This is a genomic window from Roseixanthobacter pseudopolyaromaticivorans (assembly GCF_043195145.2).
Classification (GTDB): domain Bacteria; phylum Pseudomonadota; class Alphaproteobacteria; order Rhizobiales; family Xanthobacteraceae; genus NCEH01.
In genome coordinates this window covers 2,203,364-2,226,946 of record NZ_CM195539.1, presented here as the reverse complement: position 1 = coordinate 2,226,946, position 23,583 = coordinate 2,203,364, and the positions used below count along the sequence as shown (strand labels likewise).

General features: G+C 65.1%; 33 protein-coding genes and 1 tRNA gene. 28 read left to right on the top strand and 6 right to left on the bottom strand.

Annotated features, from left to right (window positions below; genetic code table 11):
- From V5F68_RS10735 to V5F68_RS10710, 6 genes are all read right to left on the bottom strand, one after another.
- Window positions 1-1,011: an ornithine cyclodeaminase family protein gene (locus tag V5F68_RS10735; protein ID WP_394012533.1), complete on the bottom strand. Its 1,011-nt coding sequence runs from the start codon at window positions 1,009-1,011 to the stop codon at window positions 1-3.
- 198 nt (window positions 1,012-1,209) lie between these two features.
- Window positions 1,210-2,241, bottom strand: a complete 1,032-nt coding sequence (locus V5F68_RS10730) for an ABC transporter substrate-binding protein (RefSeq protein WP_394012532.1) — start codon at window positions 2,239-2,241, stop codon at window positions 1,210-1,212.
- Between the two features lie 26 nt (window positions 2,242-2,267).
- Window positions 2,268-3,164 carry an ABC transporter permease gene (locus tag V5F68_RS10725; protein WP_394012531.1) on the bottom strand — a complete coding sequence of 299 codons (897 nt, stop codon included), beginning with the start codon at window positions 3,162-3,164 and terminating at the stop codon, window positions 2,268-2,270.
- A 7-nt stretch (window positions 3,165-3,171) separates the two neighbouring features.
- Window positions 3,172-3,966: an ABC transporter ATP-binding protein gene (locus V5F68_RS10720; protein WP_394012530.1), complete on the bottom strand. Its 795-nt coding sequence runs from the start codon at window positions 3,964-3,966 to the stop codon at window positions 3,172-3,174.
- 389 nt (window positions 3,967-4,355) lie between these two features.
- Window positions 4,356-4,430, bottom strand: a tRNA-Asn gene (locus tag V5F68_RS10715).
- A gap of 131 nt (window positions 4,431-4,561) precedes the next feature.
- Window positions 4,562-6,391 carry an ABC transporter ATP-binding protein gene (locus V5F68_RS10710; protein ID WP_394012529.1) on the bottom strand — a complete coding sequence of 610 codons (1,830 nt, stop codon included), beginning with the start codon at window positions 6,389-6,391 and terminating at the stop codon, window positions 4,562-4,564.
- 330 nt (window positions 6,392-6,721) lie between these two features.
- On the opposite strand from V5F68_RS10710, the gene V5F68_RS10705 reads away from it, so the two are divergent.
- The 28 genes from V5F68_RS10705 to V5F68_RS10570 all read left to right on the top strand — a co-directional run bounded on the left by V5F68_RS10705 (window position 6,722) and on the right by V5F68_RS10570 (window position 23,562).
- Window positions 6,722-9,163, top strand: coding sequence for a DNA-directed RNA polymerase (locus tag V5F68_RS10705; protein ID WP_394012528.1), 2,442 nt, complete (start codon window positions 6,722-6,724; stop codon window positions 9,161-9,163).
- 68 nt (window positions 9,164-9,231) lie between these two features.
- On the top strand, window positions 9,232-9,447 hold the full coding sequence (locus tag V5F68_RS10700) for a hypothetical protein (RefSeq protein ID WP_394012527.1): 216 nt from the start codon (window positions 9,232-9,234) through the stop codon (window positions 9,445-9,447).
- 67 nt (window positions 9,448-9,514) lie between these two features.
- Window positions 9,515-9,694 carry a hypothetical protein gene (locus V5F68_RS10695; RefSeq protein WP_394012526.1) on the top strand — a complete coding sequence of 60 codons (180 nt, stop codon included), beginning with the start codon at window positions 9,515-9,517 and terminating at the stop codon, window positions 9,692-9,694.
- The gene (locus V5F68_RS10690; RefSeq protein ID WP_394012525.1) at window positions 9,687-10,283 is read left to right on the top strand and encodes a hypothetical protein; all 597 of its coding nucleotides are present in this window, start codon (window positions 9,687-9,689) and stop codon (window positions 10,281-10,283) included. The genes V5F68_RS10695 and V5F68_RS10690 overlap by 8 nt, the downstream gene beginning before the upstream one ends.
- 10 nt (window positions 10,284-10,293) lie before the next feature.
- Entirely contained in the window at window positions 10,294-10,554 is a 261-nt protein-coding gene (locus tag V5F68_RS10685; protein WP_394012524.1) for a hypothetical protein, read from the top strand.
- The gene (locus V5F68_RS10680) at window positions 10,551-10,787 is read left to right on the top strand and encodes a hypothetical protein (RefSeq protein ID WP_394012523.1); all 237 of its coding nucleotides are present in this window, start codon (window positions 10,551-10,553) and stop codon (window positions 10,785-10,787) included. Before V5F68_RS10685 ends, V5F68_RS10680 begins: the two co-directional genes overlap by 4 nt.
- Window positions 10,787-11,557, top strand: coding sequence for a Rha family transcriptional regulator (locus V5F68_RS10675; RefSeq protein WP_394012522.1), 771 nt, complete (start codon window positions 10,787-10,789; stop codon window positions 11,555-11,557). The genes V5F68_RS10680 and V5F68_RS10675 overlap by 1 nt, the downstream gene beginning before the upstream one ends.
- A complete protein-coding gene (locus V5F68_RS10670; RefSeq protein WP_394012521.1) occupies window positions 11,557-11,712 on the top strand; it encodes a hypothetical protein in 156 nt (51 codons plus the stop codon). Before V5F68_RS10675 ends, V5F68_RS10670 begins: the two co-directional genes overlap by 1 nt.
- Window positions 11,705-12,391, top strand: coding sequence for a hypothetical protein (locus V5F68_RS10665; protein WP_394012520.1), 687 nt, complete (start codon window positions 11,705-11,707; stop codon window positions 12,389-12,391). Before V5F68_RS10670 ends, V5F68_RS10665 begins: the two co-directional genes overlap by 8 nt.
- Window positions 12,357-12,833: a PDDEXK family nuclease gene (locus tag V5F68_RS10660; protein WP_394012519.1), complete on the top strand. Its 477-nt coding sequence runs from the start codon at window positions 12,357-12,359 to the stop codon at window positions 12,831-12,833. The genes V5F68_RS10665 and V5F68_RS10660 overlap by 35 nt, the downstream gene beginning before the upstream one ends.
- Window positions 12,834-12,911: 78 nt before the next feature.
- Window positions 12,912-13,142 (top strand): helix-turn-helix domain-containing protein, encoded by a 231-nt coding sequence (locus V5F68_RS10655; RefSeq protein ID WP_394012518.1) that lies wholly within the window; start codon window positions 12,912-12,914, stop codon window positions 13,140-13,142.
- On the top strand, window positions 13,142-13,501 hold the full coding sequence (locus V5F68_RS10650; RefSeq protein ID WP_394012517.1) for a hypothetical protein: 360 nt from the start codon (window positions 13,142-13,144) through the stop codon (window positions 13,499-13,501). Before V5F68_RS10655 ends, V5F68_RS10650 begins: the two co-directional genes overlap by 1 nt.
- A gap of 164 nt (window positions 13,502-13,665) precedes the next feature.
- Window positions 13,666-15,120: a DnaB-like helicase C-terminal domain-containing protein gene (locus tag V5F68_RS10645; protein ID WP_394012516.1), complete on the top strand. Its 1,455-nt coding sequence runs from the start codon at window positions 13,666-13,668 to the stop codon at window positions 15,118-15,120.
- Complete coding sequence (locus V5F68_RS10640) at window positions 15,120-15,317, top strand: hypothetical protein (protein ID WP_394012515.1); 198 nt, start codon at window positions 15,120-15,122, stop codon at window positions 15,315-15,317. The genes V5F68_RS10645 and V5F68_RS10640 overlap by 1 nt, the downstream gene beginning before the upstream one ends.
- Window positions 15,317-15,505, top strand: coding sequence for a hypothetical protein (locus V5F68_RS10635; RefSeq protein WP_394012514.1), 189 nt, complete (start codon window positions 15,317-15,319; stop codon window positions 15,503-15,505). The genes V5F68_RS10640 and V5F68_RS10635 overlap by 1 nt, the downstream gene beginning before the upstream one ends.
- Window positions 15,502-17,373, top strand: a complete 1,872-nt coding sequence (locus V5F68_RS10630) for a DNA polymerase (protein ID WP_394012513.1) — start codon at window positions 15,502-15,504, stop codon at window positions 17,371-17,373. The genes V5F68_RS10635 and V5F68_RS10630 overlap by 4 nt, the downstream gene beginning before the upstream one ends.
- Window positions 17,374-17,416: 43 nt before the next feature.
- Window positions 17,417-17,653 carry a GIY-YIG nuclease family protein gene (locus tag V5F68_RS10625; RefSeq protein ID WP_509274692.1) on the top strand — a complete coding sequence of 79 codons (237 nt, stop codon included), beginning with the start codon at window positions 17,417-17,419 and terminating at the stop codon, window positions 17,651-17,653.
- Complete coding sequence (locus V5F68_RS10620) at window positions 17,650-17,799, top strand: hypothetical protein (RefSeq protein ID WP_394012511.1); 150 nt, start codon at window positions 17,650-17,652, stop codon at window positions 17,797-17,799. The genes V5F68_RS10625 and V5F68_RS10620 overlap by 4 nt, the downstream gene beginning before the upstream one ends.
- Window positions 17,796-18,530 (top strand): hypothetical protein, encoded by a 735-nt coding sequence (locus V5F68_RS10615; RefSeq protein ID WP_394012510.1) that lies wholly within the window; start codon window positions 17,796-17,798, stop codon window positions 18,528-18,530. The genes V5F68_RS10620 and V5F68_RS10615 overlap by 4 nt, the downstream gene beginning before the upstream one ends.
- Window positions 18,527-19,009 carry a 5' nucleotidase, NT5C type gene (locus V5F68_RS10610; RefSeq protein WP_394012509.1) on the top strand — a complete coding sequence of 161 codons (483 nt, stop codon included), beginning with the start codon at window positions 18,527-18,529 and terminating at the stop codon, window positions 19,007-19,009. The genes V5F68_RS10615 and V5F68_RS10610 overlap by 4 nt, the downstream gene beginning before the upstream one ends.
- The gene (locus V5F68_RS10605; protein ID WP_394012508.1) at window positions 19,009-19,359 is read left to right on the top strand and encodes a dATP/dGTP diphosphohydrolase domain-containing protein; all 351 of its coding nucleotides are present in this window, start codon (window positions 19,009-19,011) and stop codon (window positions 19,357-19,359) included. Before V5F68_RS10610 ends, V5F68_RS10605 begins: the two co-directional genes overlap by 1 nt.
- Complete coding sequence (locus tag V5F68_RS10600) at window positions 19,359-19,613, top strand: hypothetical protein (protein WP_394012507.1); 255 nt, start codon at window positions 19,359-19,361, stop codon at window positions 19,611-19,613. Before V5F68_RS10605 ends, V5F68_RS10600 begins: the two co-directional genes overlap by 1 nt.
- Window positions 19,614-19,815: 202 nt before the next feature.
- Window positions 19,816-21,402, top strand: coding sequence for a portal protein (locus tag V5F68_RS10595; RefSeq protein ID WP_394012506.1), 1,587 nt, complete (start codon window positions 19,816-19,818; stop codon window positions 21,400-21,402).
- Window positions 21,399-21,584 (top strand): hypothetical protein, encoded by a 186-nt coding sequence (locus V5F68_RS10590; protein ID WP_394012505.1) that lies wholly within the window; start codon window positions 21,399-21,401, stop codon window positions 21,582-21,584. Before V5F68_RS10595 ends, V5F68_RS10590 begins: the two co-directional genes overlap by 4 nt.
- Entirely contained in the window at window positions 21,584-22,369 is a 786-nt protein-coding gene (locus tag V5F68_RS10585) for a capsid assembly protein (RefSeq protein ID WP_394012504.1), read from the top strand. Before V5F68_RS10590 ends, V5F68_RS10585 begins: the two co-directional genes overlap by 1 nt.
- Window positions 22,369-23,175, top strand: coding sequence for a lysozyme (locus V5F68_RS10580; protein ID WP_394012503.1), 807 nt, complete (start codon window positions 22,369-22,371; stop codon window positions 23,173-23,175). The genes V5F68_RS10585 and V5F68_RS10580 overlap by 1 nt, the downstream gene beginning before the upstream one ends.
- Window positions 23,175-23,429 (top strand): hypothetical protein, encoded by a 255-nt coding sequence (locus V5F68_RS10575; RefSeq protein ID WP_394012502.1) that lies wholly within the window; start codon window positions 23,175-23,177, stop codon window positions 23,427-23,429. Before V5F68_RS10580 ends, V5F68_RS10575 begins: the two co-directional genes overlap by 1 nt.
- Complete coding sequence (locus V5F68_RS10570) at window positions 23,404-23,562, top strand: hypothetical protein (RefSeq protein WP_394012501.1); 159 nt, start codon at window positions 23,404-23,406, stop codon at window positions 23,560-23,562. The genes V5F68_RS10575 and V5F68_RS10570 overlap by 26 nt, the downstream gene beginning before the upstream one ends.
- The last annotated feature ends 21 nt before the right edge of the window (window positions 23,563-23,583 follow it).

Here is a 23,583-nt window from a genome sequence, read left to right as displayed (position 1 = left end):
TCAGGCGAACCTGAGCCGCTGGCCGATCCCCAGACGGGCGGCCTTTTCCAGCATGGCGTGGCCGAGCGCGATGTCGGACAGCGACAGGCCCCGGTGCCAGAACAGGATGGTTTCCTCGTCGTTTTCCCGGCCCGGCTTCAGCCCGGCGACGATCTGGCCCATCTCGGCATGCAGGGTTTCCGGCGAGAGCTTGCCGGCCCGCACATGGGCCCGGAGCGATCCGAGCTCACCCTCGCGGCATTGGCCCCAATCGTCCACGATCAATTTGGACATGATGTCAGTCAGGGAAAGCTCCACCGCGCTCTTGGTGCCATAGGGCACCACGAACGCCCCCGGCTTGATCCATTCGGTCTTCAGCAAAGGCTCGGGCTTGGTCAGGCGCGATGCCTCGACCACGATATCGGCGCCGCGCACGGTTTCTTCCCAGGTGTCGACGGCGCGGATCTTTTTGCCGAGGTCGCGTTCGAGCTTTTCCGCGAACGGGCGATAGCTTTCGGGGCGGCGGGAATGCACGCGAATCTCGTCGAAATCGAACAAATGATCCAGCAGCCGCACGTTCCAATAAGACGAGCCGCGGGCGCCGATATGGCCGAGGATCTTGGAATTCTTGCGGGCGAGATATTTCGCGCCAAGGGCGGTGATGGCGCCGGTGCGCATGTCGGTGATGCCGCCCGCCTCGATGATCGCCTTGGGCATGCCGGTGTCGCGCGACATGAGGGTGAGCACCGCCATCTCGGACGGCAGGCCCTTCTCGTAATTGAGATAGAAATCGCTCACGACCTTCACGCCGGCAATGTCCACATCGCCGCCGATGGCACCGCGCAGCACGTTGAAATGCCCTTCAACCGCCGGGTTGGGATGCAGATGGACGCGCGGCTCGATCACGGTTTCCCCGCGCCCCTGGGCGGCGAGGCTCTTCTCGATGGCGTCGAGAATCTCGGTGTCAGTGATCTCCAGCGCGGCGATATCCGGGCCGTTCAGGAAGGTGATGTAGATCGGCTTGCTGCTCATATTCTTCTCTTTCCACTGCCCGGTGTGGCGCAAAGCCAAAGCCTGCGGCAGGCGAGGGGACGCGGTTTGCGGGTCTTCGGCGGTTGCGGCGGCGCGCGCGAGGCCGCGCGTGAAGGCACTTCGGGTCGGGATCCAGGGAAGCGCGATCCGCGCGTGCGGCGCGCGGCGACAGGCCGCCTGCGCGCCGCGGCGGCGGCGCTATTTCGCCTTGTCGATGAAGCTGTTGGTCCAGAGATCGTTCTCCGAGCCCTTGGCGTCGAACTCCTTGCCGAAATCGGTGCCGACTTCCTTGGCGAAGGTCAGCAGGTTCTGGAAGCTCTGAACGTCCAGGCGGCCGCCGTCGGCGACGCCGCTGGACATCGCCTTGACCCCGGCGACGATGCTGTCCGGCTCGGCCTTCGTGAAAAACTGGCTCTGGATGGCGAGCGCCGTGGGCTCGGGCTTCTGCACCAAGGCGGTGCTCGCGGCCTGCATCACCTTCACCGTGCGCACGATCAGATCGGTGGTCTTGGCATCGACGGGCTTCTTCGCCACCAGCACCAGGAACGGCTGGTGGGCAAGCAGCGGGAATTCGTCACCGAGCGACACCAGCACGGTACCGGCCCCGGACTTCTCGGCGAGATATCCTTCCGGCGGCGACAGCACGAACGCGTCGATGCGCTTGTTTTCCAGCGCCGCGCGCAGGGCCGGCGGATTGCCCACCTGGGCCACCTTGATGTCGGTCTTCGGATCGAGGCCACCCTTGGCCGCCAGCCAGCGCGCCGCCGTATCCTGGGCGCCGCCGATCGACGAAACGCCGACCAGCGCCCCCTTCAAGGCCGCCAGCCGCTTCTCGACGGGATCGCTGGGCTTGACCCCGGTGCGTTGCATCAATTCGTTGGAGACGACCAGCTGGAGCGTGACCTTCGACATCAGCGAATAGACGATCTGGAACGGCTGGCCCTTGGCCGCCGCGCGCAACACCGCCTCCGACCCGACGGCCGCCAGATCAATATCCCCCGCATCGAGCGCGGCCAGCGCCGAGGGATCGCCGCCCGGCACCACCGCCGTTGTGAGGGTCAGCCCCTGGGCCGCATAGCTGTCGAGGGCCCTTGCGGCCCAAAGAGGCATGAAGCTGAGCGCCGAGGTGGCCTGGCCGATGCGCACGACCTGCTGCGCGGCGGCAAGGGTTGGGCTGAACAGGAGCGACGCGCCGATGGCCGCCGCAATCAGATTTTGGACCACGCGCATGTTGCCCTCCAGAGACGGTTTCGGGTTCAGATATCGGTGGGGCGGCCGCCGAGGGGCGTCCGCCAGCGCAGCAGCCGGCGTTCCAGCCGGCCCGCGAGGACATTGGCGGAGATGACGAAGACAAGAAGGATGGTGATGCCGGCGAACACGCCTGCCGGGTCGTAGGTGGCGGATGCCTCGTGGATGAACAGGCCGAGCCCCTGCATGGAGGAGGTGAATTCGCCCACGATCACGCCGATCACGCTGTAGGGGATCGCCATCCGCATGCCGAGCACCACGAATGGAGCGGCGGCAGGCAAGTAGACGTGGGTGGTCAATTGCCGCTCGTTGGCGCCCATCACCTTGGCAAGATTGACCAGCTCGCGGTCCACACCCTTCACGCCCGAATAGACATTATAGAACACCAGGAAGAATACCATGATCGCGGCTAGGGCCACTTTGGACCACATGCCGATGCCGAACCAGATGATGAACAAGGGGGCGAGCGCGATCTTCGGGACTCCGTAGAAGCCCATCACATAGGGCTCGAAGATGGCCGAGAGGCGCGGCGAACGACCGAGCGCATAGCCGCCGACCACGCCGCAGCTCACCCCGATCACATAACCGAGCACCAATTCCTGGCCGGTGATCCACAGATGGGGATAGATCTCGCCGCTGGAAAACAGCTCATAGAGCCGCGCCACCACTGCCGTCGGTTTCGAGACATAGATCTCCTTGATCAGCCGGCCGGAGGCCCATTGCCAGAACGCGATCAGCACGATGCCCGGCAGCAACACCAGCAGCCGCTGGCCCCAGATGGCGGCATAGCGGCGGGCGGTGCGCGGCGCTGGACGAGCGGCATGGTCCTGGACGGGCTGCGGCTCAGCCGTGTCCATGGGGTCTTGGAGCGGGTCTCGCATGCGGGATTCGGCCATGTGGCTCATGCGTGCCTCAATGCCGCCGGCGCGCGCCGGCGACCTGTGAACTGAAGGCCGCCCAGACGCGCTCGTAGGTCTGTTCGAAGCCGGGCGTGCGGAACGGCTCGAACATGTCGCGCGGACGCGGCAGGTCGATGGGTATATGCGCGAGCAGGCGCGAGGGCCGCTGGCTCAGGACCACCACGTCGTCGGCCAGGAGGATCGCCTCGGTGATGTCGTGGGTCACGAATACGACGGTCGCGCCGGCCTCCATGGAGAGGGCTTGGAGATCGGCCTGCATCACCATGCGTGTCTGCGCATCGAGCGCACCGAACGGCTCATCCATGAGGATCACGTCGGGGCGGTAGACCAAGGTCCGCGCGATCGACCCGCGCTTCTGCATGCCGCCGGACAATTGGTTCGGATAATGGTCGTCAAACCCGTCGAGCGCGACCGAGCGGATCGCTTCCGCCACCCGTGCCCGGCGTTCGGCGAGCGGCACGCCGCGCAGCAGCAGCGGCAGCTCGATATTTTCGGCCAAGGTCTTCCAGGGGAACAGCTGGGCCTGCTGGGGGACGAAGCCGACGTCGCGATTGACGCCCCTCACCTGGTGCCCGCGATGGCGAACCGCGCCGTACGTGGGCGCGAGCAAGCCAGCCGCCATCTGCAGCAAGGTGCTTTTCCCGCACCCGCTCGGGCCGATCACCGCGGTGAACTTTCCTGCCTGCACCTCAAAGCTGATGCCGTCCAGGACCCGCATCGCGCCGGTTCGGCCGGGGACCGGAAAGTCCTGCCTGATGTCATCGAAGGCCAGAACGGAGTCCTGCACTGCGATATCCCCACGCCTAAATCATGTATAGACATAATGAGATTTGCTGCCCGTCAGGCAAGCCTAAATGATGGGCAGCTGCTGAGCAATTCAGCGGCAATGTGCAGCAGCGCCGCGCGCCGAGCCTATCGGGGGACTGAAACGACGTGCGGATCGCGCCGAAATTGTGCGGTGATGACGTGCACGGCAAACGGCGCGTTGGCGCCTAAGCCGGAAAGTCCAATCGGGGACGAGCGTCGGCCTAAGGCATGCTGAGACGGGCAGGGGTCGCGTGACTCTGCCGGTCGCGCCATGTCCTTGGCCGGCTCGCGTCAGCTAACGCTCTAAGAATCCAATGGGAAAAGGCAAACTGCCTGAATGTCGCAAAGGCCAGACCGCCTAGCAGGCGGTGGCTCCCCGGGCCGGATTCGAACCAGCGACCAACCGGTTAACAGCCGGTTGCTCTACCACTGAGCTACCGGGGAACAGGTGCTCACTTGCGAGGCCGGCGATATAGCAACCGTGTGCCGGCTTGTGAAGACATAAACCGCGATAATTGCGCGGGGCTTGTGAAAAGCCTGGGGGTATCTCCCCCAAGCCTTTGTTTCTAAAGGCTTCAGGCCGACAGAAGCGCGGGGGCCTGACCGGCGGCGTCCTTGTGTTCGTTCTCGTGGGCGAACTGCATCTGGTAGAAGCTGTAATAGCGTCCGCGCTTCGCCATCAGCTCCTCGTGCCGGCCGCTTTCCACCACATGGCCGCCATCCACCACGCAGATCTTGTCGGCGCGCACCACGGTCTGGAGGCGGTGAGCGATGACGATGGTGGTGCGGCGGCTTTGAAGGGCGACCAGCGCCTTCTGCACTTCCGCCTCGGATTCGCTGTCGAGCGCAGCGGTGGCCTCGTCCAGCAGCAGGATGGGGGCGTTCTTGAGGAAGGCGCGGGAGATGGCGATGCGCTGGCGCTGGCCGCCGGAGAGCTGCGCACCGTGCTCGCCCACCTGGGTGTCGTAGCCGTGCTCGAAGCCCATGATGAAGTCATGGGCGTGCGCCGCCTTGGCCGCCTCGATGATCTCTTCCTCGGTGGCGTCCGGACGGCCGAAGCCGATATTTTCCTTCACCGTGCCCGAGAACAGATACACATCCTGGCTGACCAGCGCGGAGGCCGCGCGCACCGAGGTGCGCTTGAACCGGGTGACGTCCTGCCCGTCGATGGTCACGGTGCCGGCGGTGGGCGTGTAGAAGCGCTCGATCAGGCTGATGATGGTGCTCTTGCCGCCGCCGGACGTGCCCACCAGGGCCGTGGTCTGGCCGGGTTCGGCCGTCAGTGAGATTCCGCGCAGCACCGGCTCGCCGGGGCGATAGGCAAACTCCACATCCTTGAAATCGACCCGGCCCGGACCGACGGGGAGCAGCGGCATGTCGGCCGGCTCCTGTTCGGCGCCCGGCGTGTCGAGAATCTCGAACAGCATGTTCGTGCCGACCATCATGCCGGCCAGCTCCACATTGAAGCGGGCGAGACGCTTCGCCGGCTCGTAGGCCAGCAGCAGCGCGGTGAGCACCGAGAAGAACTCGCCGGGGGTCTTGTTGAGCACCACCACATTATACCCGGCATAGAGAATCACGCCGGCGATGGCGAAGCCGCCGAGGGTCTCCATCAGCGGGCTCGACTTGGCCTGGGTCTTCATCAGATTGTTAGAGGCGCGCTCGACATCGTCCACATAGCTGTAGACCCGGCCGCGCATGATGGTTTCCAGCGTATAGGCCTTCACCGTGCGCACGCCCTGGATGAATTCCATGGCGGTGGTGTTCAGCTTGATGCCGCTGGCGAACTCGCGCTTGAAGATGTTCTTGGCCTTCTTCACCAGCTTGCGCGTGCCCATCACCGCGATCGGCATCACCACCAGGGCGACGATGGCGAGGAAGGGATCCTGAATGATCGCGACCGTCACCAGCGAAATGAGCGAGAGCAGGTCGCGGCCGATGGAGGTGATGACGAGGTTCAGCGCGTCGCGGGCCGAATTGGCGCCGATGGAAAAGCGCATGGTGATGTCGGCGGTGTGCCGCGCGGCGTAATAGCTCACGTCCTGGTCCAGGAGGCGGTCGAAGATCCGCTTCTGGTTGTCGGCCACGATGCGGTTGCCGACCTTGGCCATGGTGACGGACTGGGCGTAGGCGGAGATGCCCTTGACCATGGACAGCAGCATCATCGCGATCGCCACCGCCCACACCGCTTCGGCCGTGGGGGTCACGAATATCGAATCGACCGCCGATTTCATGAGGTAGGCCATGGCGCCGGTGGAGCCGGCCATAAGCCCCATGAAGGTGAACGCCGTTACGTAACCCTTCCAGTGGCGGCGGCCGTCGGAGATGAAGAGGCGATGGATGAGCCGCGTGGTCTCATCTTTTTGCATGTAGGCGCCAAGGCGCTTCACCGGCGAAAAGCTCATCAAAATCTCCGGGCACGAACCGCGTGCCACGCCCATGCTTCGCCATCATAGCGGCGGTTCAGTTTCGCGCATCTGGGCGAGATGGGCATCGCATAAGGGCAAAGTGCCGCGCACGAAACTGGAGGCCACGCCCGGAATCGAACCGGGGTGCACGGATTTGCAGGGCGATGACGTTTAGTACGCCAACCTGCATAGTCCGCAAACCCGTTGTCATTCCTTGGCTTGGCCACCTATCTCGCTGCCTGTTCGCGATAGTACGCATTTGCATACGGACTTCGGTGACAGGCAGCTTAGTGACAATCTATAGAGACACTCGCCGAGAGGAGCAACATGCACCCCGAAACGGGCCGTGAAGTCGAACTTGAGCAGGGGATGCGAGACCGTGGGAAGCGACGCTTCGAAACGGCCACCCAGAAGGCAGAGGAACGGGGAGGAAAGGGGGACACGGCGGGGGGCCTGGAGGTGGCCCGTAAGCTGCTCGCCCCACTCGCCGCCGGGGTGCGGGCATACCTCGACTCGGAGCGTGATGTGGATCGCCGGCCGTCCATCGCGGGCCGCCTGCTGTCCGAGATCGAGCCCGAGCTGATCGCCTACCTCACCATACGGGAGGTCATCAGCCACACGCCGGGCGGCGTCCCGGCATTCCGCATGGCCCGAAGCTTGGCCTCCGTCCTGGAGGATGAGGTGCGCATGGCGGCGTTCGATGAACGTGCGCCGGCCCTCTACAACACCGTGGCTCGGAGCCTGCGGCGGAAGTCATGGGACCCGGAGCACACCGAGAAGGTCTATAGCGCCGCCGCCCGAGCGGCCGACCTGGACCTGCCCAGATGGGCGACATCCGACAAGGTTCACGTCGGGGTCAAGCTGATCGACCTGCTGATCGAGCACACCGGGCTCGTCGAGGACGTCAACATCCCCGTCAAGAGGAACAAGACGGTCAAATACATCCGCCTGTCCGAGACCGGGCGGCGCTGGATCGAGGACTACAATGCCAAGGCGGCCTTCCTGCGCCCGGTCCTGACGCCCACCGTGGTGGAGCCCATCCCCTGGGTCAGCACCGTGGGTGGTGGCTATTTGACGCACGCTGTGCGCCCCTTCACCATCGTCAAGCGCACCTTCCGGCCCCACGTCGAGGCTCTCAAGGCGGGCGACATGGGCCGGGTGTACCGCGCGGTCAACGCTCTCCAGTCCACGGCGTGGCGGATCAACGGACAGGTCCGAGAGGTGATGGAGCGGGCGGTGGACGCAGGCGTTCCGATGCCGTGTCTCCCCCGACCTGAGCCTGAGGATCTGCCACCCCGGCCGTTCGACATGGACACCAGCGAGACGGCGCAGCGGGCCTGGAAGGCAGAGGCCAAGGCCATCCACGAGCGCAACGCTGAGGCCGAGGGCAAGCGGGCAGAGGTCGGTCGGCTGATGGTGATTGCCCAGGAATACCGGGATGACCCCCGGATATTCTTCCCGCATCAGCTCGACTTTCGGGGGCGGGGCTACTCGATCCCCGCCGTTCTCCAGCCGCAGGGCTCCGACCATGGGAAGGCGCTGCTCACTTTCGCCGAGGGCAAGCCGGTGGGCGACCGGGGCCTTCGGTGGCTGGCCATCCACGGCGCCAACGTCTTCGGGTTCGACAAGGCGAGTCTGGACAAGCGGGAATTGTGGGCTCACGCCCATGAAGACGTCATCCGGGAATGCGCCCGAGACCCATTCTCCAACCGCTGGTGGACCGAGGCCGACAAGCCGTGGTCCTTTCTGGCATGGTGCTTTGAATGGGGTGAGCTTTGGGAGCGGCACAGGGGAAGTCCCCGAGCCTTCGTCTCCCATCTTCCCGTCGCCCTGGACGGCTCCTGCAACGGGCTCCAACACTTCTCCGCCATGCTGCGAGACCCCATCGGGGGCGCCGCTGTCAACCTCGTGCCGTCCGATGAGCCGCAGGACATCTACCAGCGGGTCGCCGACCGGACGATGGAGCGGTTGCGCGTGATGGCCCGTAGCGGGGACGAACGGGCATGGATGGCCCGAGGCTGGGTGGACTTCGGCATCGACCGAAAGATCACCAAGCGCCCGGTGATGGTGCTGCCCTATGGCGGGACCACATCCTCGTGCCTGCAATACACCCGAGCGGCGGTGCGTGATCGCCTCGCTGGCGGTGCTGAGAACCCCTTCGGGATCGAGCTGGTCAAGGCCGAGAGCCTCCTGTCGAGCACGATCTGGGCATCCATCGGCGACGTCGTGGTGGCTGCTCGGCAGGTGATGGCCTGGCTCCAGCAGATCGCCAGGGCGGTGGCCAGGGAGGGTAAGCCTCTCCAGTGGACCACCCCAAGCGGCTTCGTGGCGCACCAGGAGTATCGGAACGTGGAGCACCGGCGCGTCAAGAGCCGGCTGCGCGGGTCGCTCGTCTATCTCTCCCAGTTCACCAACGGGGATGAGCTGGACGTGTCCCGGCAGGCGCTCGGGATCAGCCCGAACTTCATCCACTCCATGGACGCCAGCGCCATGATGCTCACGATCTGCGACTGCCTGGACCAGGGCATTTCGTCGTTCGCGATGATCCATGACAGCTACGGCACACACGCGGCGGACACCGACCGCCTCGCTGCGACCCTCAGGGACACGTTCGTCCGCATGTATTCGGACCACGACGTGCTCGCCTCGTTTCTGCACGACGTTTCGCTCGGCTTGCCGCCTGAGATCGTCGCTGCACTCCCGCGTCCTCCAACCCAAGGAACCCTCGACCTCAACCAAATCCGGCAGTCCGCCTATTTTTTTGCCTAGATAGTACGCTTATTCGTACCAAACGACTTTGCGGACTAAGGTTGCACCAGAGCTTAACCGGAGACCGAATGACCACAGGAACTCTGACGATCCGCATGGGAGCTGCCCATTGGGATGCCACCGTCCACCGTGCTGACGGGGACGACTACCACTTCGACTTCCATCGGATGACCCACGCCGAGCGCGGCGAATGGCACCGCCAGCTCATGAACGGCGCCCGCCGCATCTATGGCGGGAACGACAGCCGCCGGGGTGAGCCGCTGCCGCAGGGCAAGCGTCGGTGATCCGCAAGTTCCTCGCCTTTCTCGGCGAACTGATCCTCCACACCCACAACGACGACAGGAAGCAATGATGTTCGACATCAAGGAAGTTGAGAAGCAGGCCCGTGCCGAGATCGCCAAGGAGCGCGGCGATAAGGCCAAGGCCCGGCTCAAGGACAAGCTCAAGCAGATCGCTGCCGCTGAACGGATCGTCCAAAACCTCAAGAACGAATACGAGGTGCTGCTGCTGGAGATCGGCGACGATGCGTGAGCCTTTCGGGGCTTGGCGTGATGGCCGCCCCGACATGCTGTCGTTCCCGATCAAGCTCGACCTAGCCGGTTGGCGGGCCGACACATGGCAGCTCCAGCAGGCCGGCTGGGCATTCAGTGCGGACCAGGACATCCGCTCCCGGACAATGCAGCTCGCATTCGAGCACAAGCAGATGGGTCTCCGGGGTATCTCGGCCCGGATCGACTTCGAGTACCTGCACCAGGACCAGGAGTATCTCCGCCATGTGGTGCTCCCCGCCCAGGCCATGGGTCGGGAGGTGTTCATCCACATGCACGGGAGCGTCCCGTCCCTCTTCCAGCCCATCGACGCCAAGCCCCAGCTCGTGGAGCACCGGCGCGTGAAGCTGGAGGACTACGTCCACTTCGCCCCGGCCCTGGTCCGAACCCAGGAAATCATCCTGCCGGAGGAGAGCGTGGAGGAGCTGATGGAGCGCATCCTCAAGCTCCAGCAGCCCGCCCGAACCGAGCGCTACCAACGCCTCGCCCGTGAGGCCGGCGACCCCGGCCAGCAGATGGACTTTGCCCCGAGGCACAAGGTCCACGCCCAGATCATCAGCCTCGCAGCCTGACAAGGAACCCTTGGACCTCGACCATCTGGCCAACGCGCCTTCCGAGGCGGTCGCGCAATCCGCGATGCAGCTCGTTGACCGTCTCCAGGACCACCCGCCGGCCATCCAATCGGTCGCCGTCGCGGTGCTTTTCCTGACCGTGTGCAAGACCCACGGCCTCAATCCCCAAGACGTCTTCACCGTCGCCGGCAACCTGACCGCCGACACCATCCATGGCGAGCGTCCCGAATTCCGGGCGCTGCGCCTCTATGCGGAGCACGAGCTGAAATGATGAACCCCTATGTCACCTTCGACGGCGAGACCATCACGCTGTCCCGTGTTCCCAACACCTTCGCAGGCGGCCTCGCCACCGGAGCCACGATCCTTGCGGCGATCCTGGTGGAGGCCGAGCTGGATGCCGACGAGATCGTCTCGGTCCTCGGCATGTACAAAGTCGCCGCCGTGGACGTGCTCGGTCAGATGCAGGCCGGTTCCCCGATGATCGTCGGCGAGGTGGTCGGCTGATGAACAACATCACCCCCATCCTTACGGGCCGCCGCGCCGACGTCGTCATCAGCGATGGCATCCTCCCCACGTCCGGCCGCGCCGGCAGTGAGCCGCTCACCATGTCCTCGCGGGAGATCGCCGAGCTTCTCGGTGCCCGCCATGACAACGTGAAGGTGACGGTGGAGCGGCTCGCAAACCGAGGCATTATCGAATTCCCTGCAACGCAGGAAATCCCCACGGCCACAAAGCCGATGCGGGTCTACCTCCTCGACAAGCGCTCCAGCCTGATCGTCGTCGCCCAGCTTTCCCCGGAGTTCACCGCCCGCGTGGTGGACCGCTGGCAGGAGCTGGAGGCGCAGGTGGTGGCACTCCGACCGCAACTTCCCGACCTGCACAATCCGCTGGTGCTGCGGAACCTGCTCCTCGCCTCTGCCGAGCGCGAGATGGAGAAGGACAAGCGCCTCGCCATCGCGGAGCCGAAGGCCGAAGCGCTGCACCAGCTCGCCGACATGGACGGAACCTTCTCGTTCGAGCAGACGGCCGCGAACCTTGATGTCCCGCTGAAGCGGGTGTTCCTGCCCACGTTGATCGGCCGGAAAGTGCTGTTTCGCCGTGTCGAGGATGGCCTGATCCTTCCGGCCACCCGATACCGGGAGAAGGGCTTCTTCCGTGTGCGCGAGGTTCCAGTCCGGGGAGCGCTTCGCAAACAGACGCGGGTCTCGGCGAAGGGCGAGGCGTGGCTGGCGACTAACCTCCACTGGTTCTCCAGCTATTCGGCGGCCGCCTGATGCGCCAGCCCCGCCCCCTCATGATCGCCAAGCTCTACTGGGCCAAGGGCGACCCTCTTCCGTTGGACGTCGAGGTGGAGCTGATGGCTCTCGGCCTCGACCCCAACATCCTCCATCGCAATTTCATCAATCGCAGGAACAAGCTCATTGGCTGAGAAGAAGAAGCGCAACAAGATCAAGGTCGGTCGGATCATCACGCCCATCGGCGTTGCCCGGTATCCGCATGTCATCGTCCCCGACACCAAGTGGAAGCCGGAGGGCGAGTATCGCTGCCCCCTGATCTATGACGAGGACGTGGCCGACGCGTTGCGCCCAAAGCTCCAGGCGTTCCTGGACAAGGGCTTCGAGGAGTTGAAGGCGGAGCATTACGGCGACACGCCGAACTCCCCCAAGGCCAAGCGCTTGAAGAAGAACGACCTCCCCATCAAGGCGCATGAAGACGAGGAGGGGAATGAGACCGGCCAATACATCCTCACCCCGAAGCGCACGGCCTCGGGCACGAAGAAGGATGGCTCGGCGTGGAAGGCCAAGATCGACATCGTCGACAGCAAGGGCAAGAAGATGTCGAAGGAGGGCCTCTCCATCTGGGGCGGCTCCAAGCTCCGCTGCGACTGCGACGTGTTCGCTTGGTTCTCCCCCAAGGATAACGAGGTCGGCCTCAAGCTGGAGATCGTGGGCGTCCAGGTGATCGAGCTTGTGGCCGGCGGCGGCGAGCGTGAGAGTTCCTTCGGTGAAGTCGAAGGCGGCTACGTGGCCGAAGACGATGCAGGCCGCTCGTTCTCCGACAGCGAAGACGAAGTTGCGGACGAAGACGACACCTCCGCTGACTTCTGAGGCCCGTGCCGAGGCGGAAGGATACCGCTCCGGTCTTGAAGAGAAACTCGCCGCGCAGCTCAAGAAGGCCGGCGAGCCCGTCGTCTACGAGGAGCACACGCTCCACTACAAGCAGCCCGAGAAGCCCCGCAGGTACACGCCCGACTTCATCTTGAAGAACGGCATCGTCGTGGAGAGCAAGGGGCGCTTCGTCACCGCCGACCGCCAGAAGCATTTGTTCATCAAGGCGGATCATCCGGCGCTCGACATCCGCTTCGTCTTCTCAAACCCCAACGCGAAGATCGGCAAGACCTCGAAGACCTCCTACGCCATGTGGTGTGGGAAGTACGGCTTCCTCTACGCGGCCCGTTGGATACCCCAGGAATGGCTCGACGAGCCGCCGGACCTGACCCGCATTATCGCGGCAGGCGCCGCCCTCGGCTGGGCACCCAAGCACAATTGAACACCCACAGCGGGGAGGGCACAGCGCTCTCCCCGTTCCTTTGTCAGCTCTCAAGCATCCTCATCTGGAAGGAAAGACATGGCATTCGCGCCCCTGAATAAGAAGCCCCAGACCTCGCTGCTGCTGGACCACTTCCGCAAGAACAGCTCCATCTCCGGCATCGAGGCGCAGGCGATGTTCCGCATCCGCTCGCTCTCCCGTCGCATCAACGACCTGGAGGCGAGCGGTCATCGCTTCGCCCGTGAGCAGCGCCTGGACACGACCGGCCAGCGCTATGTCCGCTACCACTATCTGGGAGCCGCTGCCTGATGAACCAGCAGCAGCGCAAATACGCCCTGGAACGGGTGGACCAGATCACCCGCAAGAAGATCGACGACCTCCGGGTGAAGTTCCGTGTCGAGGGCCGGGTCATCACCGACGAGCGTCGGGCTGAGCTGGTCCGTACCGGCAAGGTGAAGCTCCGTTCCGAAGACACGCCCATCTCATCCTACACCCGCGTGATGGATGCCTTCGACTTCTCGAAGTACGAGTGGAGTGCCGGCCCCGACCCTGTGAGGTTCAACCCCGCGAAGGCCGAGGTGGAAGCTTCATCCCAGAAGGTCCGTGATCGCATCATGCTCGGTGACACGGAAGAGGCGCTTCTCCTCCTTGAAGAGTTCGCTGCCTGAGCTTGGAGGACAGTGAGTTCCTCAGCCACGGGCCTTGTCCCTGTGGCTCCTCTTCCGACGCCTACGCCACTTACACAGACGGACACGGTTGGTGCTTCTCCTGTTCCCGGCATTTCGCCGAGGACACGGAGGGCGCCGCCGCGCTCCCCAACAGAGGAGACCGAGTGAAAGGTCTGATCGACGCGGGGGAGGCCATGGAGCTTTCCCGGCGTGGACTATCCGAAGAAGCCTGCCGCCGCATGGGCTACACCGTCTCTGAATTGAACGGCAAGCCGGTTCAAGTGGCCAATTACCGGGACCTCTCCGGCGCCACCGTGGCCCAGAAGGTCCGCTTTCAGAACAAGGACTTCACCTTCCTTGGCGATACCAAAGCCGCCGGCCTCTACGGGATGCACCTGTGGAAGGAGGGCGGCAAGCGGGTCATCATCACCGAGGGTGAGATAGACGCTGTCTCGGCGTTCCAGGCCATGAACTATCGCTGGCCCGTTGTCTCCCTTCCAAACGGAGCGAGCGGCGCCAGGAAGTCCCTGTCCGCGAACCTCGAATGGCTCTTGAAGTTCGAGCACATCGACCTGTGCTTCGATCAGGATGACCCCGGCCGCAAGGCGGTGGAGGACTGCGTCGGCCTGTTCCCGCCGGGCCGGCTGCGCATCGTGCGTCTGCCCCTCAAGGACGCCAACGAGATGCTCCAGCAGGGGCGCGGCAAGGAACTGGTGGATGCCCTGTGGGCACCGACTGAGTACCGGCCGGACGGCATCGTTACCATCGAAGATATCGAGGAGCAGGCCCTCCAGGACCTGGAGATGGGCCTGCCCTGGTTCCTTCCGAGCCTGACAGAGGCCACCTACGGCCGGCGCTACGGGGAAGCCTACGCCCTCGGCGCGGGCACCGGGGTCGGCAAGTCCGACTTCCTCTCCCAGCAGATCGCCTTCGACGTGGGCGAGCTGGGCTTGAAGGTGGGCATGTTCGCCTTCGAGCAGCAGCCAGTGGAGACGCTCCGCCGCGTGGCCGGCAAGGTCGGCGGCAAGCGCTTCCATATCCCTGATGGGAGCTGGTCGAAGGAGGAACTGCAAGCCTCCATCACCAAGCTCAAAGGCAGCGGCGGGCTCTACCTCTACGATCACTTCGGGTCCTGCGACTGGGGCGTGGTGAGCAGCCGCATCCGCTACCTCGCCCATACCGAGGGGGTGCGGGTGTTCTACCTCGATCACCTCACCGCCCTGGCCGCCGCTGCCGAGGACGAGAAGACCGCCCTTGAGAAGATCATGGCGGAGATCGGCTCCATGGTGAAGGAGCTGAACATCATCCTCATCTTCGTCAGCCATCTCGCCACGCCCGAGGGCAAGCCCCACGAAGAGGGCGGCCGGGTGATGATCCGGCACTTCAAGGGCTCCCGCTCCATCGGCTTCTGGTCGCACGGCATGTTCGGCATGGAGCGCAACCAGCAGGCCGACGACGAAGAGGAGCGGCAGACTACCGTCTTCCGCATCCTCAAGGACCGCCTCGGCGGACAGGCCACCGGCCTCACCATCCCCCTCGCATACGACGTGGACACCGGGCGCCTCCGCGAAGCAGCGCAGCGCGGGTTCGATGCCGTTGAAACCACACAGGATTTCTGATGAACACCGACAGCATTGACTGGACGCTCTCCACCGACCCGGCCGAGGTCAACATCGCCGCCGTAACCCATGACGGCCAGTTCTTCGTGGGCATCGCCATCGGCAACACGGGCCTGCTCTTCCCCTCCGAGTGGCTGGACGACGTGGTGGAGGTCCTCGACGCCCTCGTGCCCGACCCCACGGACACCATCCACTGATGGAGGTCCGCACCTATGAGGGGCCGGCCAACTTCCGCATCACCGTTTTGAAAGAGCGCCGGGCGGAACAGAAGCGCTCCGTCGAGCTGCACGTTCCCGGCTTCTTCACCTGGGTCCTGGCGCCTGACCGAGCGCGGGACCTCGCCTCGGAACTCGCCTTCGCCGCCGAGGATGTGCGGAAGACGTGAAGACCCTCGTCTTCGACATCGAAACTGACGGCCTCCTCGACGAACTCACCAAGGTCCACTGCCTCGTCATCCACCATCTGGAGACCGGCGAGACCATCTCCTGTTCGGATCACGAAGGGTATGCGCCGGTCCAGTTGGGCCTGCGCCTCCTCGCCGAAGCCGACCTGATCCTCGGCCACAACGTCATCGGCTTCGACATTCCCGCGCTCCAGAAGGTCTACCCAGACTGGAAGCCGCGCGGGGTGGTGCGGGACACCATCATCCTGACCCAGCTCCTCTATCCGAAGGAGGTGCTGGAGAACATCGACTTCGCCCTGGCGGAGAAGGGGAAGTTCCCCAAGCAGATGATCGCCCGCCAGGGCCTGGAAGCCTGGGGCCACCGGCTCGGTGAGCACAAGGGGAACTACAAGGGCGGATGGGCGCACTGGTCCTCGGAGATGCAGGACTATTGCGAGCAGGACGTGGTGGTCACCACCAAGCTCTGGGCTCGCATCCAGGCCCGCCTCCGGGGTGATGAAGAACCCGAGCACAAGCGCATCGCCTGGGGCGAGGAGTGCGTGGAGCTGGAGCATGGCGTGGCGTGGATCTGCGCCCGCCAGGAACGCCGTGGGTTCGCCTTCGACATGGAGGCTGCCCAAAAGCTCTACGCCACGCTGAGCAGCCGCCGGGCCGATCTGTCCGATGAGCTGAGGCGCGTCTTCCCGCCGAAGGAAGTGCGCACCACGTTCATCCCCAAAGCCAACAACCGGCCGCGCGGGTACGTGAAGGGCGTCCCCACGGTCAAGACCAAGATCGTCCCGTTCAACCCCGGCTCCCGAAAGCAGGTGGCCGAGCGCCTCCAGCAATTGGGCTGGGTGCCCAACGAGTTCACCAAGGACGGCACCCCCAAGCTCGACGACGACATCCTCGGCGGGCTCCCATACCCCGAGGCTAAGGTGCTGGCCGAATACTTCTTGGTGGCCAAGCGCCTCGGGCAGCTCGGCGACGGGCGGGAAGCCTGGATCAAGCACGAGAAGAAGGGCCGGGTCCACGGCCGGGTCATCACCAACGGCGCCGTGACCGGGCGCATGACGCACCGCCTCATCGCCAACGTTCCCGGCATCCTCGACAAGAAGACCGGCAAGCCCCAGCCCTACGGCAAGGAGATGCGGGCACTGTTCACCGCCGGGCCGGGCTACAAGCTGGTCGGTTGTGATGCGGACGGCCTGGAGCTGCGATGCCTCGCCGGCTTCATGGCCCGCCACGACGGCGGCGCCTACATCAGGACCGTGCTGGAAGGCCGCAAGGAGAACGGCACGGATATGCACACGCTCAACGCCAAGGCGCTGGGCTGTGAGCGGGAGACGGCGAAGACCTGGTTCTACGCCTTCATCTATGGGGCAGGGGACTTCAAGCTCGGCCTAACCCTGCTGGGATTGCTCTCCCGCACCCGGCTGATGGGTGCCGGCCGGGCGGCCCGAACCAAGTTCCTGGCCAACCTGCCGGCCATGAAGAAGCTTGTCGAGGCGGTCGCCAAGACTGCGCTCGGGCGGGGATATCTCATCGGGCTCGACGGGCGCAAGCTTCGCATCCGTTCCGACCACGCCGCCCTCAACACCCTGCTCCAGTCGGCCGGCGCCGTGCTCATGAAGAAGGCCCAGGTGATCCTCGACACCGACCTCCAGGCCGCTGGGCTCGTGCCGGGCGAGGACTATGAGTTCGTCATCACCTATCACGACGAATGGCAGCTCGAAGCCCGGCCGCATCTCGCCGAGCAGGTTGGCCAGATGGCCGCCGACGCCATCCGCAAGGCCGGCGAATACTTCAACTTCCGGTGCCCGTTGAAGGGCAATTTCGACATTGGCCAGACCTGGGCCGACACCCACTGACGGCTGGGTCTACATCCTCCACAACCCGGCTTGGCCTGGGCACGTGAAGGTTGGGTCCGCCTCGGACCTCAAGGCCCGCGTCAGCGTCTATCAGACCTCCAGCCCCTTCCGAGACTTCGCCCTGGTGGCGGCAGTCCAGGTCGCCGACCGCCGCGCCTTTGAGCGGGCGCTCCACGCCGACATGCGGGGGCACCGGGTGGGCACCACCGAGTGGTTCCAGGTCCACCCGCAGGACGCCAAGAACATCCTCGAACGCTTGCAACACAAGGAGCACGCATGAGCATCGAAGACACCATTGAATGGATGGACCTCCTCGCGGAGAAGTATGGCATCTCCTGCCCGGTCACCTTCGAGACCGACGAGGGCGACGAGCATATCCTCCAAGAGCGCCGGGAACTGGAGGATTACCGGGGTTTTTCTTGGTGAAAACCCTCGTCCTCGTTGACGGGGACATCTTCGCTTACACCGCCGCCGCCGCTGTCGAGCGGGCCACCGAATGGGACGACGAGGTGTGGACCCTCACGGCCGATCTGGACGAGGCCAAGGGCGCATTCGATACGCTCCTCGACGGGGCCTTGAAGGAGATCGGGGACAAGGACCCGGAGGTGGTGATGACCTTCACCCCGGATGGCGGCGTCTTCCGCCATGACCTCTGGCCCACCTACAAGGGCGGCCGAAAGCGCAAGCCCATGGTCCTCAAGCCCCTTGTGGCCTGGGCCAGCGAGCGCTTCGATACCCGCGTCCGCCCCCGCCTGGAGGCCGACGACGTGCTCGGCATCCTCGCCACGCACCCCGGCAACGCCAAGCGGCGGCGGGTGATCGTCACGGGCGACAAGGATCTTTCCCAGATCCCCGGCGACATCCTCGACATCAAGCGCGGCACCTGGACCACGGTGACGGAGGAGGAGGGCGATCTCCTCCACCTCACCCAGACGCTCACCGGCGACACCACCGACAACTACCCCGGCTGTCCCGGCATCGGCGAGAAGCGGGCAGGGGCCATTGCCGCCGCCGGCTGGCCGGCCATCGTCGCCGCCTATGAGAAAGCCAAGCTCACCGAAGAGGACGCCCTGATCCAGGCCCGCCTCGCCCGCATCCTGCGGTTCTCCGACTATGACCTCAAACGAAAGGAGCCCATCCTTTGGGAGCCACGATGACCCAGATGCTGTTCCTCGACCTGGACGGCGTGCTGGCCGATTTCGACAAGGCGGCCGGGGCGATACTCGGAACCAACAACACCTATAAATTCGAGTTCATTCACGGAAACAAGGAGTTCTGGCGGCGCCTCGACGAGGTGCCCGACCTGTTCTCCAGCTTCGATACCATGCCCGATGCCTATGAGCTGTGGGATGCGGTGAAGCATCTCGATCCGGTCATCCTGACCGCTCTGCCGAAGACGAATGCGGCCTCCGTGGATCGCCAGAAGCGCGACTGGGTGGCCCGCCACCTCGGCCCCGACGTGCGTGTCATCACCTGCGAGACGGAGGACAAGCCGAAGTATTGCCGGGCTGGCGATGTTCTCGTCGATGACCGGGCGGTGAACCGAAATGCGTGGTGGGCGGCCGGCGGCGACTTCGTCCTGCACACGGATGCTGCGTCCACCGTAGAGCGCCTCGCGAAGATGGGGGTCATCTGATGGGCGCCCCGAACCACGAACCTGTAGCCGACCATGCCGGCGGTGGCGTCAAGGCCGACACCGGCAAGCCGCCCGTTGGCCTGATCCCGCGCTCCGCTCTCCTGGCCGAGGCCCGTGTCCTCGACTTCGGTGCCAAGAAATATGCCCGCCACAACTGGCGTAAGGGGATGCTCTGGTCCCGCCTGGGCGACGCTGCCCTGCGCCACCTTCTGGCATGGCTGGACGGTGAGGACATCGACCCGGAGACCAGCGAAAGCCACCTCGCGCATCTCCGCGCCTGCTCCGGCTTTCTGATCGAGTACCAGGAGCGCGGCCTGGGCGAGGACGACCGCTTCAAGGGCGCTGCCTGATGGCCCGCCTCAACCGGGGCCAGCCCGACGAGGGGCTTAGGTTGCACCAGAGCATATTCGGTGACGCCCCCGGTCTCACTCTCCCCAGTGTTTCCTCCGATCTCTTGAAGTACCTCGACCATGTCTTCCCCAACCGCATCAATGCGGCGTGGACCGAGCTGGAATTTCGGGAGGCTTGTGGGGCGCGGGCCGTCGTCGATCACCTCCGTCAGCTCTACGAAGAACAGGAAAAATCAGATGTGCCTGGGCGGTAGCAAAACGCCCCCTCGACAGGCGGCGGCGGCTCCCCCGGCGCCTCCTCCCGCTGACACCCCCACGTCCCCCGCCCTCAACGAGGCCACAACCGAAGCCAAGAACGCCAATGCTGCGGTCTCGGGCGCCCGGCGTGGGCGCAGCGCTCTGCGTATCGACCTCAACGCCCCGTCCCAGGGCTCCGGCCTGACCATTCAGAACTAGGTGGACGAGAACAATGCCACAGCGGCACAGCGTTACGAGGCCCTGACCTCGCCGCGAGACCCGTTCCTTCGACGGGCTCGTGACTGTGCCGTTCTCACCGTTCCCTACCTGATGCCGCCGGCAGGCTTCTCCGCCTCCCAGACCCTGGAGACACCCTACCAGTCCCTCGGTGCCCGTGGCGTCCGCACCTTGTCCTCAAAGCTCCTGCTCTCCCTGTTCCCGCCGAACACCCCGTTCTTCCGCTACCAGATCGACGACCAAGCCCTCCAGAAGCTGACCCAGCAGGATGGCATGCGCGGCACGGTGGAGACGGCGCTGTCGGCGCGGGAGAAGGCAGTGCTTGCCGAGATGGAAAGCGCCATCTTCCGGCCGGTCGCGTTCACCTGCCTCCAGCAACTCCTCACCGCCGGCAACGTGCTCCTCCATATCCCCGAGGAAGGGCGTTGCCGGGCCTTCCGGCTCGACCATTTCGTCGTCAAGCGCGACGCCTCCGGCAATTTGCTGGAGATCGTCATCAAGGAGACCGTCGCCAAGACGGCCCTCTCCGACGAGGTTCGGGTGGCCATCGCCGACAAGGTCCCGACCTCCCCGCAAGGCACCGCCTCCGAGCAGAAAGACCTCGACCTCTACACCTGGATCGTCCGCGACAAGTCCATGTGGAAGGTCCACCAGGAAATCTGCGGCATCCAGGTGCCCGGCAGCGACGGCAGCTACAAGCTCGACGAACTGCCCTGGCTCCCGCTGCGCCTCTCGGTGCAGCCGAGCGAGGACTACGGTCGCCCCTATGTCGAGGAATACCTCGGTGACCTGGACAGCCTGGAAGGGCTGGTCGAGGCCATCGTCGAAGGCTCGGCCGCCACCGCCCGCGTCATCTTCATGGTCTCGCCCAACGGCACCACGCAGATGCGGGTGTTCGCCAAGGCCCGCACCGGCGACGTGATCTCGGGAGACCCGAACGATGTCGGGGTGGTGCAGACCGCCCGCCACGTCGATCTTTCGGTTGCACGCCAGCAGGCCCAGGACATCACCCAGGCCCTGGCGTTCGCCTTCATGCTGAACACCGCCGTCCAGCGCTCGGGCGAACGGGTCACTGCGGAGGAAATCCGCTACATGGCCTCGGAGCTGGATGACGCCCTCGGCGGCGTCTACACGCTGCTCGGTGCCGAGTTCCAGCTCCCCGCCGTGCGCCTCTTCGAGAAGCGCATGGAGAACAATCGCAAGGTCCAGGAGCTGCCGAAGGACCTCGTGCAGCCCCAGATCGTCACCGGCCTCCAGGCCATCGGTCGCGGCTATGACCAGCAGAACCTCAAGCTCTTCGTCTCCGACATCATCTCGGTGCTCGGGCCGGAGCTGGCCATGCAGTATCTGAACGCCTCCGAGTTCCTCAAGCGCTCCGCCGCTTCCTACGGCATCGACACCGGCGGCCTTCTGCTGCCGGAAGAGCAAGTCGCCCAGAACCAGCAGCAGGCCCAGCTCCAACAGCTCATCCAGCAGCTCGGGCCGCAGGCCATCTCCCAGCTTGGTGGTGTGGCCCAGACGCAGATGAAGACCGGCGCTCCCGTCCCTCAAATACAGGCTCCTCAATGACCGACGAAACCTCCACGCCGACCGCCGCCGACCTCGCGGCGAAGGCCCAAAAGCCCCGTAAGCCCACGACCGCCCCCGCTGGTGCGGCTGTTCCCGAGATCGCCCCGCCGGACCTGCCGCCCAATGTGGTCCCCGGCGCCACGACTGAGCTGCCCAACGGCCTCGTGATCGAGAGCTTCTGATGGTCGATACCGTCGTCTTCACCACGCCCCCGACCGGCGCGGAAGCCCCGGCCCCCGCCGAAACCCAGGCCCTGGCCGGCACCGAGAAAGCCCTGGCCGACACCAAGGCCGAGCTGACCCGCGTCCAGCAGGAGCTGGCGGCTCTCAAGAAGCCCGCCACCGACGCGCCCGTAACCCCGCCCGCCGCCGATGCAGCCCCTGTCACGCCGCCGGCGGTAGATCCTCCGGCGCCCGACGCCGCGCAGGAAGCCGCCAAGGATGCGGTTGCCGCCGCCGGCCTCAACGTGGCGCCGTGGCAGACCGAGTTCGACACCACCGGCGACGTCTCCGCCGAGGGCCGCGACAAGATCGCCGAAGCCCTCAAGGCCCAGCTCGGCGATCAAGCCCGGCAGGTGGTGGACGACTTCATCGAAGGTCAGAAGGTCCGCCGTTCCAACCAGGAAGCCGAGCTTATCAAGGCCGGCGGCGGCGCTGACGGCTACAAGGACATGGTCACCTGGGCTTCCAAGTCCCTGACCAAGGCCGAGGCGGACCTGTTCGATGCCACGGTATCGAGCGGCGACGTCAATGCCGCCCTGTTCGCCATCCGTGGCCTGCGCTCCCGCTTCGAGGCGGAGAACGGCAAGCGGCCCCAGCTCATCACCGGCGGTGCCCCGGCGGTCGCCAGCGATGCCGGCTATGCCTCCCGCGCCGAGATGACCACCGCCATGAGCGACCCCCGATACAAGACCGATCCGGCCTACCGGAAGCTGGTCGAGCAGCGCGTCCTCCAGTCCAAGTTCTGATGCCCATCAACGATCTGAGCCTTTCCCTCGAAGGGCTCAACTTCATCAAAGGCTACGAGAGCTTCGTCGCCTACCCCTATGACGACCACCGCCCGGCGGTGAAGGGCAAGTACCCCGAATGGAAAGGCGGGCCGCTTCTCAAGGGCGGTACCGCCACCGTGGGTTACGGCCACACCGACAGCGCCAAGTACCCGCTCAAGGTTGTCCCCGGCATCCGCCTGACCGAGGCCGAGGCTTCCAAGATCCTCGACGTCGATCTCGACGAGTGCGAGGAAGCGGTCAACCGGCTGGTGAAGGTGAAGATCACGCAGGGCCAGTTCGACGCCCTCGTGTCGTTCACCTTCAATTGCGGCGAGGCCAATCTCAAGAAGCTCATCGCGCCCCTGAACAAGGGGGACTATGCCGGCACCCGCGCCAAGTTCGACCTCTATATCCGCTCCGAGGGCGAGGTCATGAATGGCCTCATCCGCCGCCGCGACGGCGAGCAGGCGCTGTGGGATGCCCGACCCAAGGCTCTGCCGCAGGACCATGAAGTCGAGAACGTGCCCGAGCGGGTCGACGCGCCGCCGAACCCTGGCACCAAGCGCGGCATCGTTCTGGGCGGGGGCACTGCTGCCACGTTGATCGCCGTGAAGGAGGGCACCGACGTTGCCACTGGCATGGCGGACTCGGCCCGTAACGCCGTGGCTTCGGTCAGCGGCCTCGCCAGTTCCATGGGTTCGCCCTGGGTACTGGCAATTATCGCCGCCGTGCTCCTGGTTGGGGCCGGCATCTATGTGTGGCGCAGCCGGGCGAAGACCGCCTGATGGCCGCCATTCTCGCATGGGTCGTAACCCTGCTGGCCCCGTTCAAGAAGTACCTCGCCATCTTCGGCCTCATCGGGAGCGCCCTCGCCTGGGCGTTCCTGAAGGGCCGCAAGGGTGGGGTGGCGTCCGAGCGGGCTTCGCAGGAGGAGGCCGTCAAACAAGTGGAGCAACGCTGGGATGCGACTGATCGCGCCCCTCTTGATTTCGATGGTGCTATTGAGCGGCTGCGTGACCGCTCCCGTTCGGGCGGTTAAATGCCCGGTGCTGGCGGCGCCCCCGCCCGCCGTCGTTGACGCGCTCGCAGCTTCCGGCCGCTCCGATCCCAAGTCGGCGGAGTGGGTGGTAGGGCTGGAGAAGCATTACCAGAAGCTGGACGTGTGCGATTAAAGGTGGCCCCGGCATTTGCCG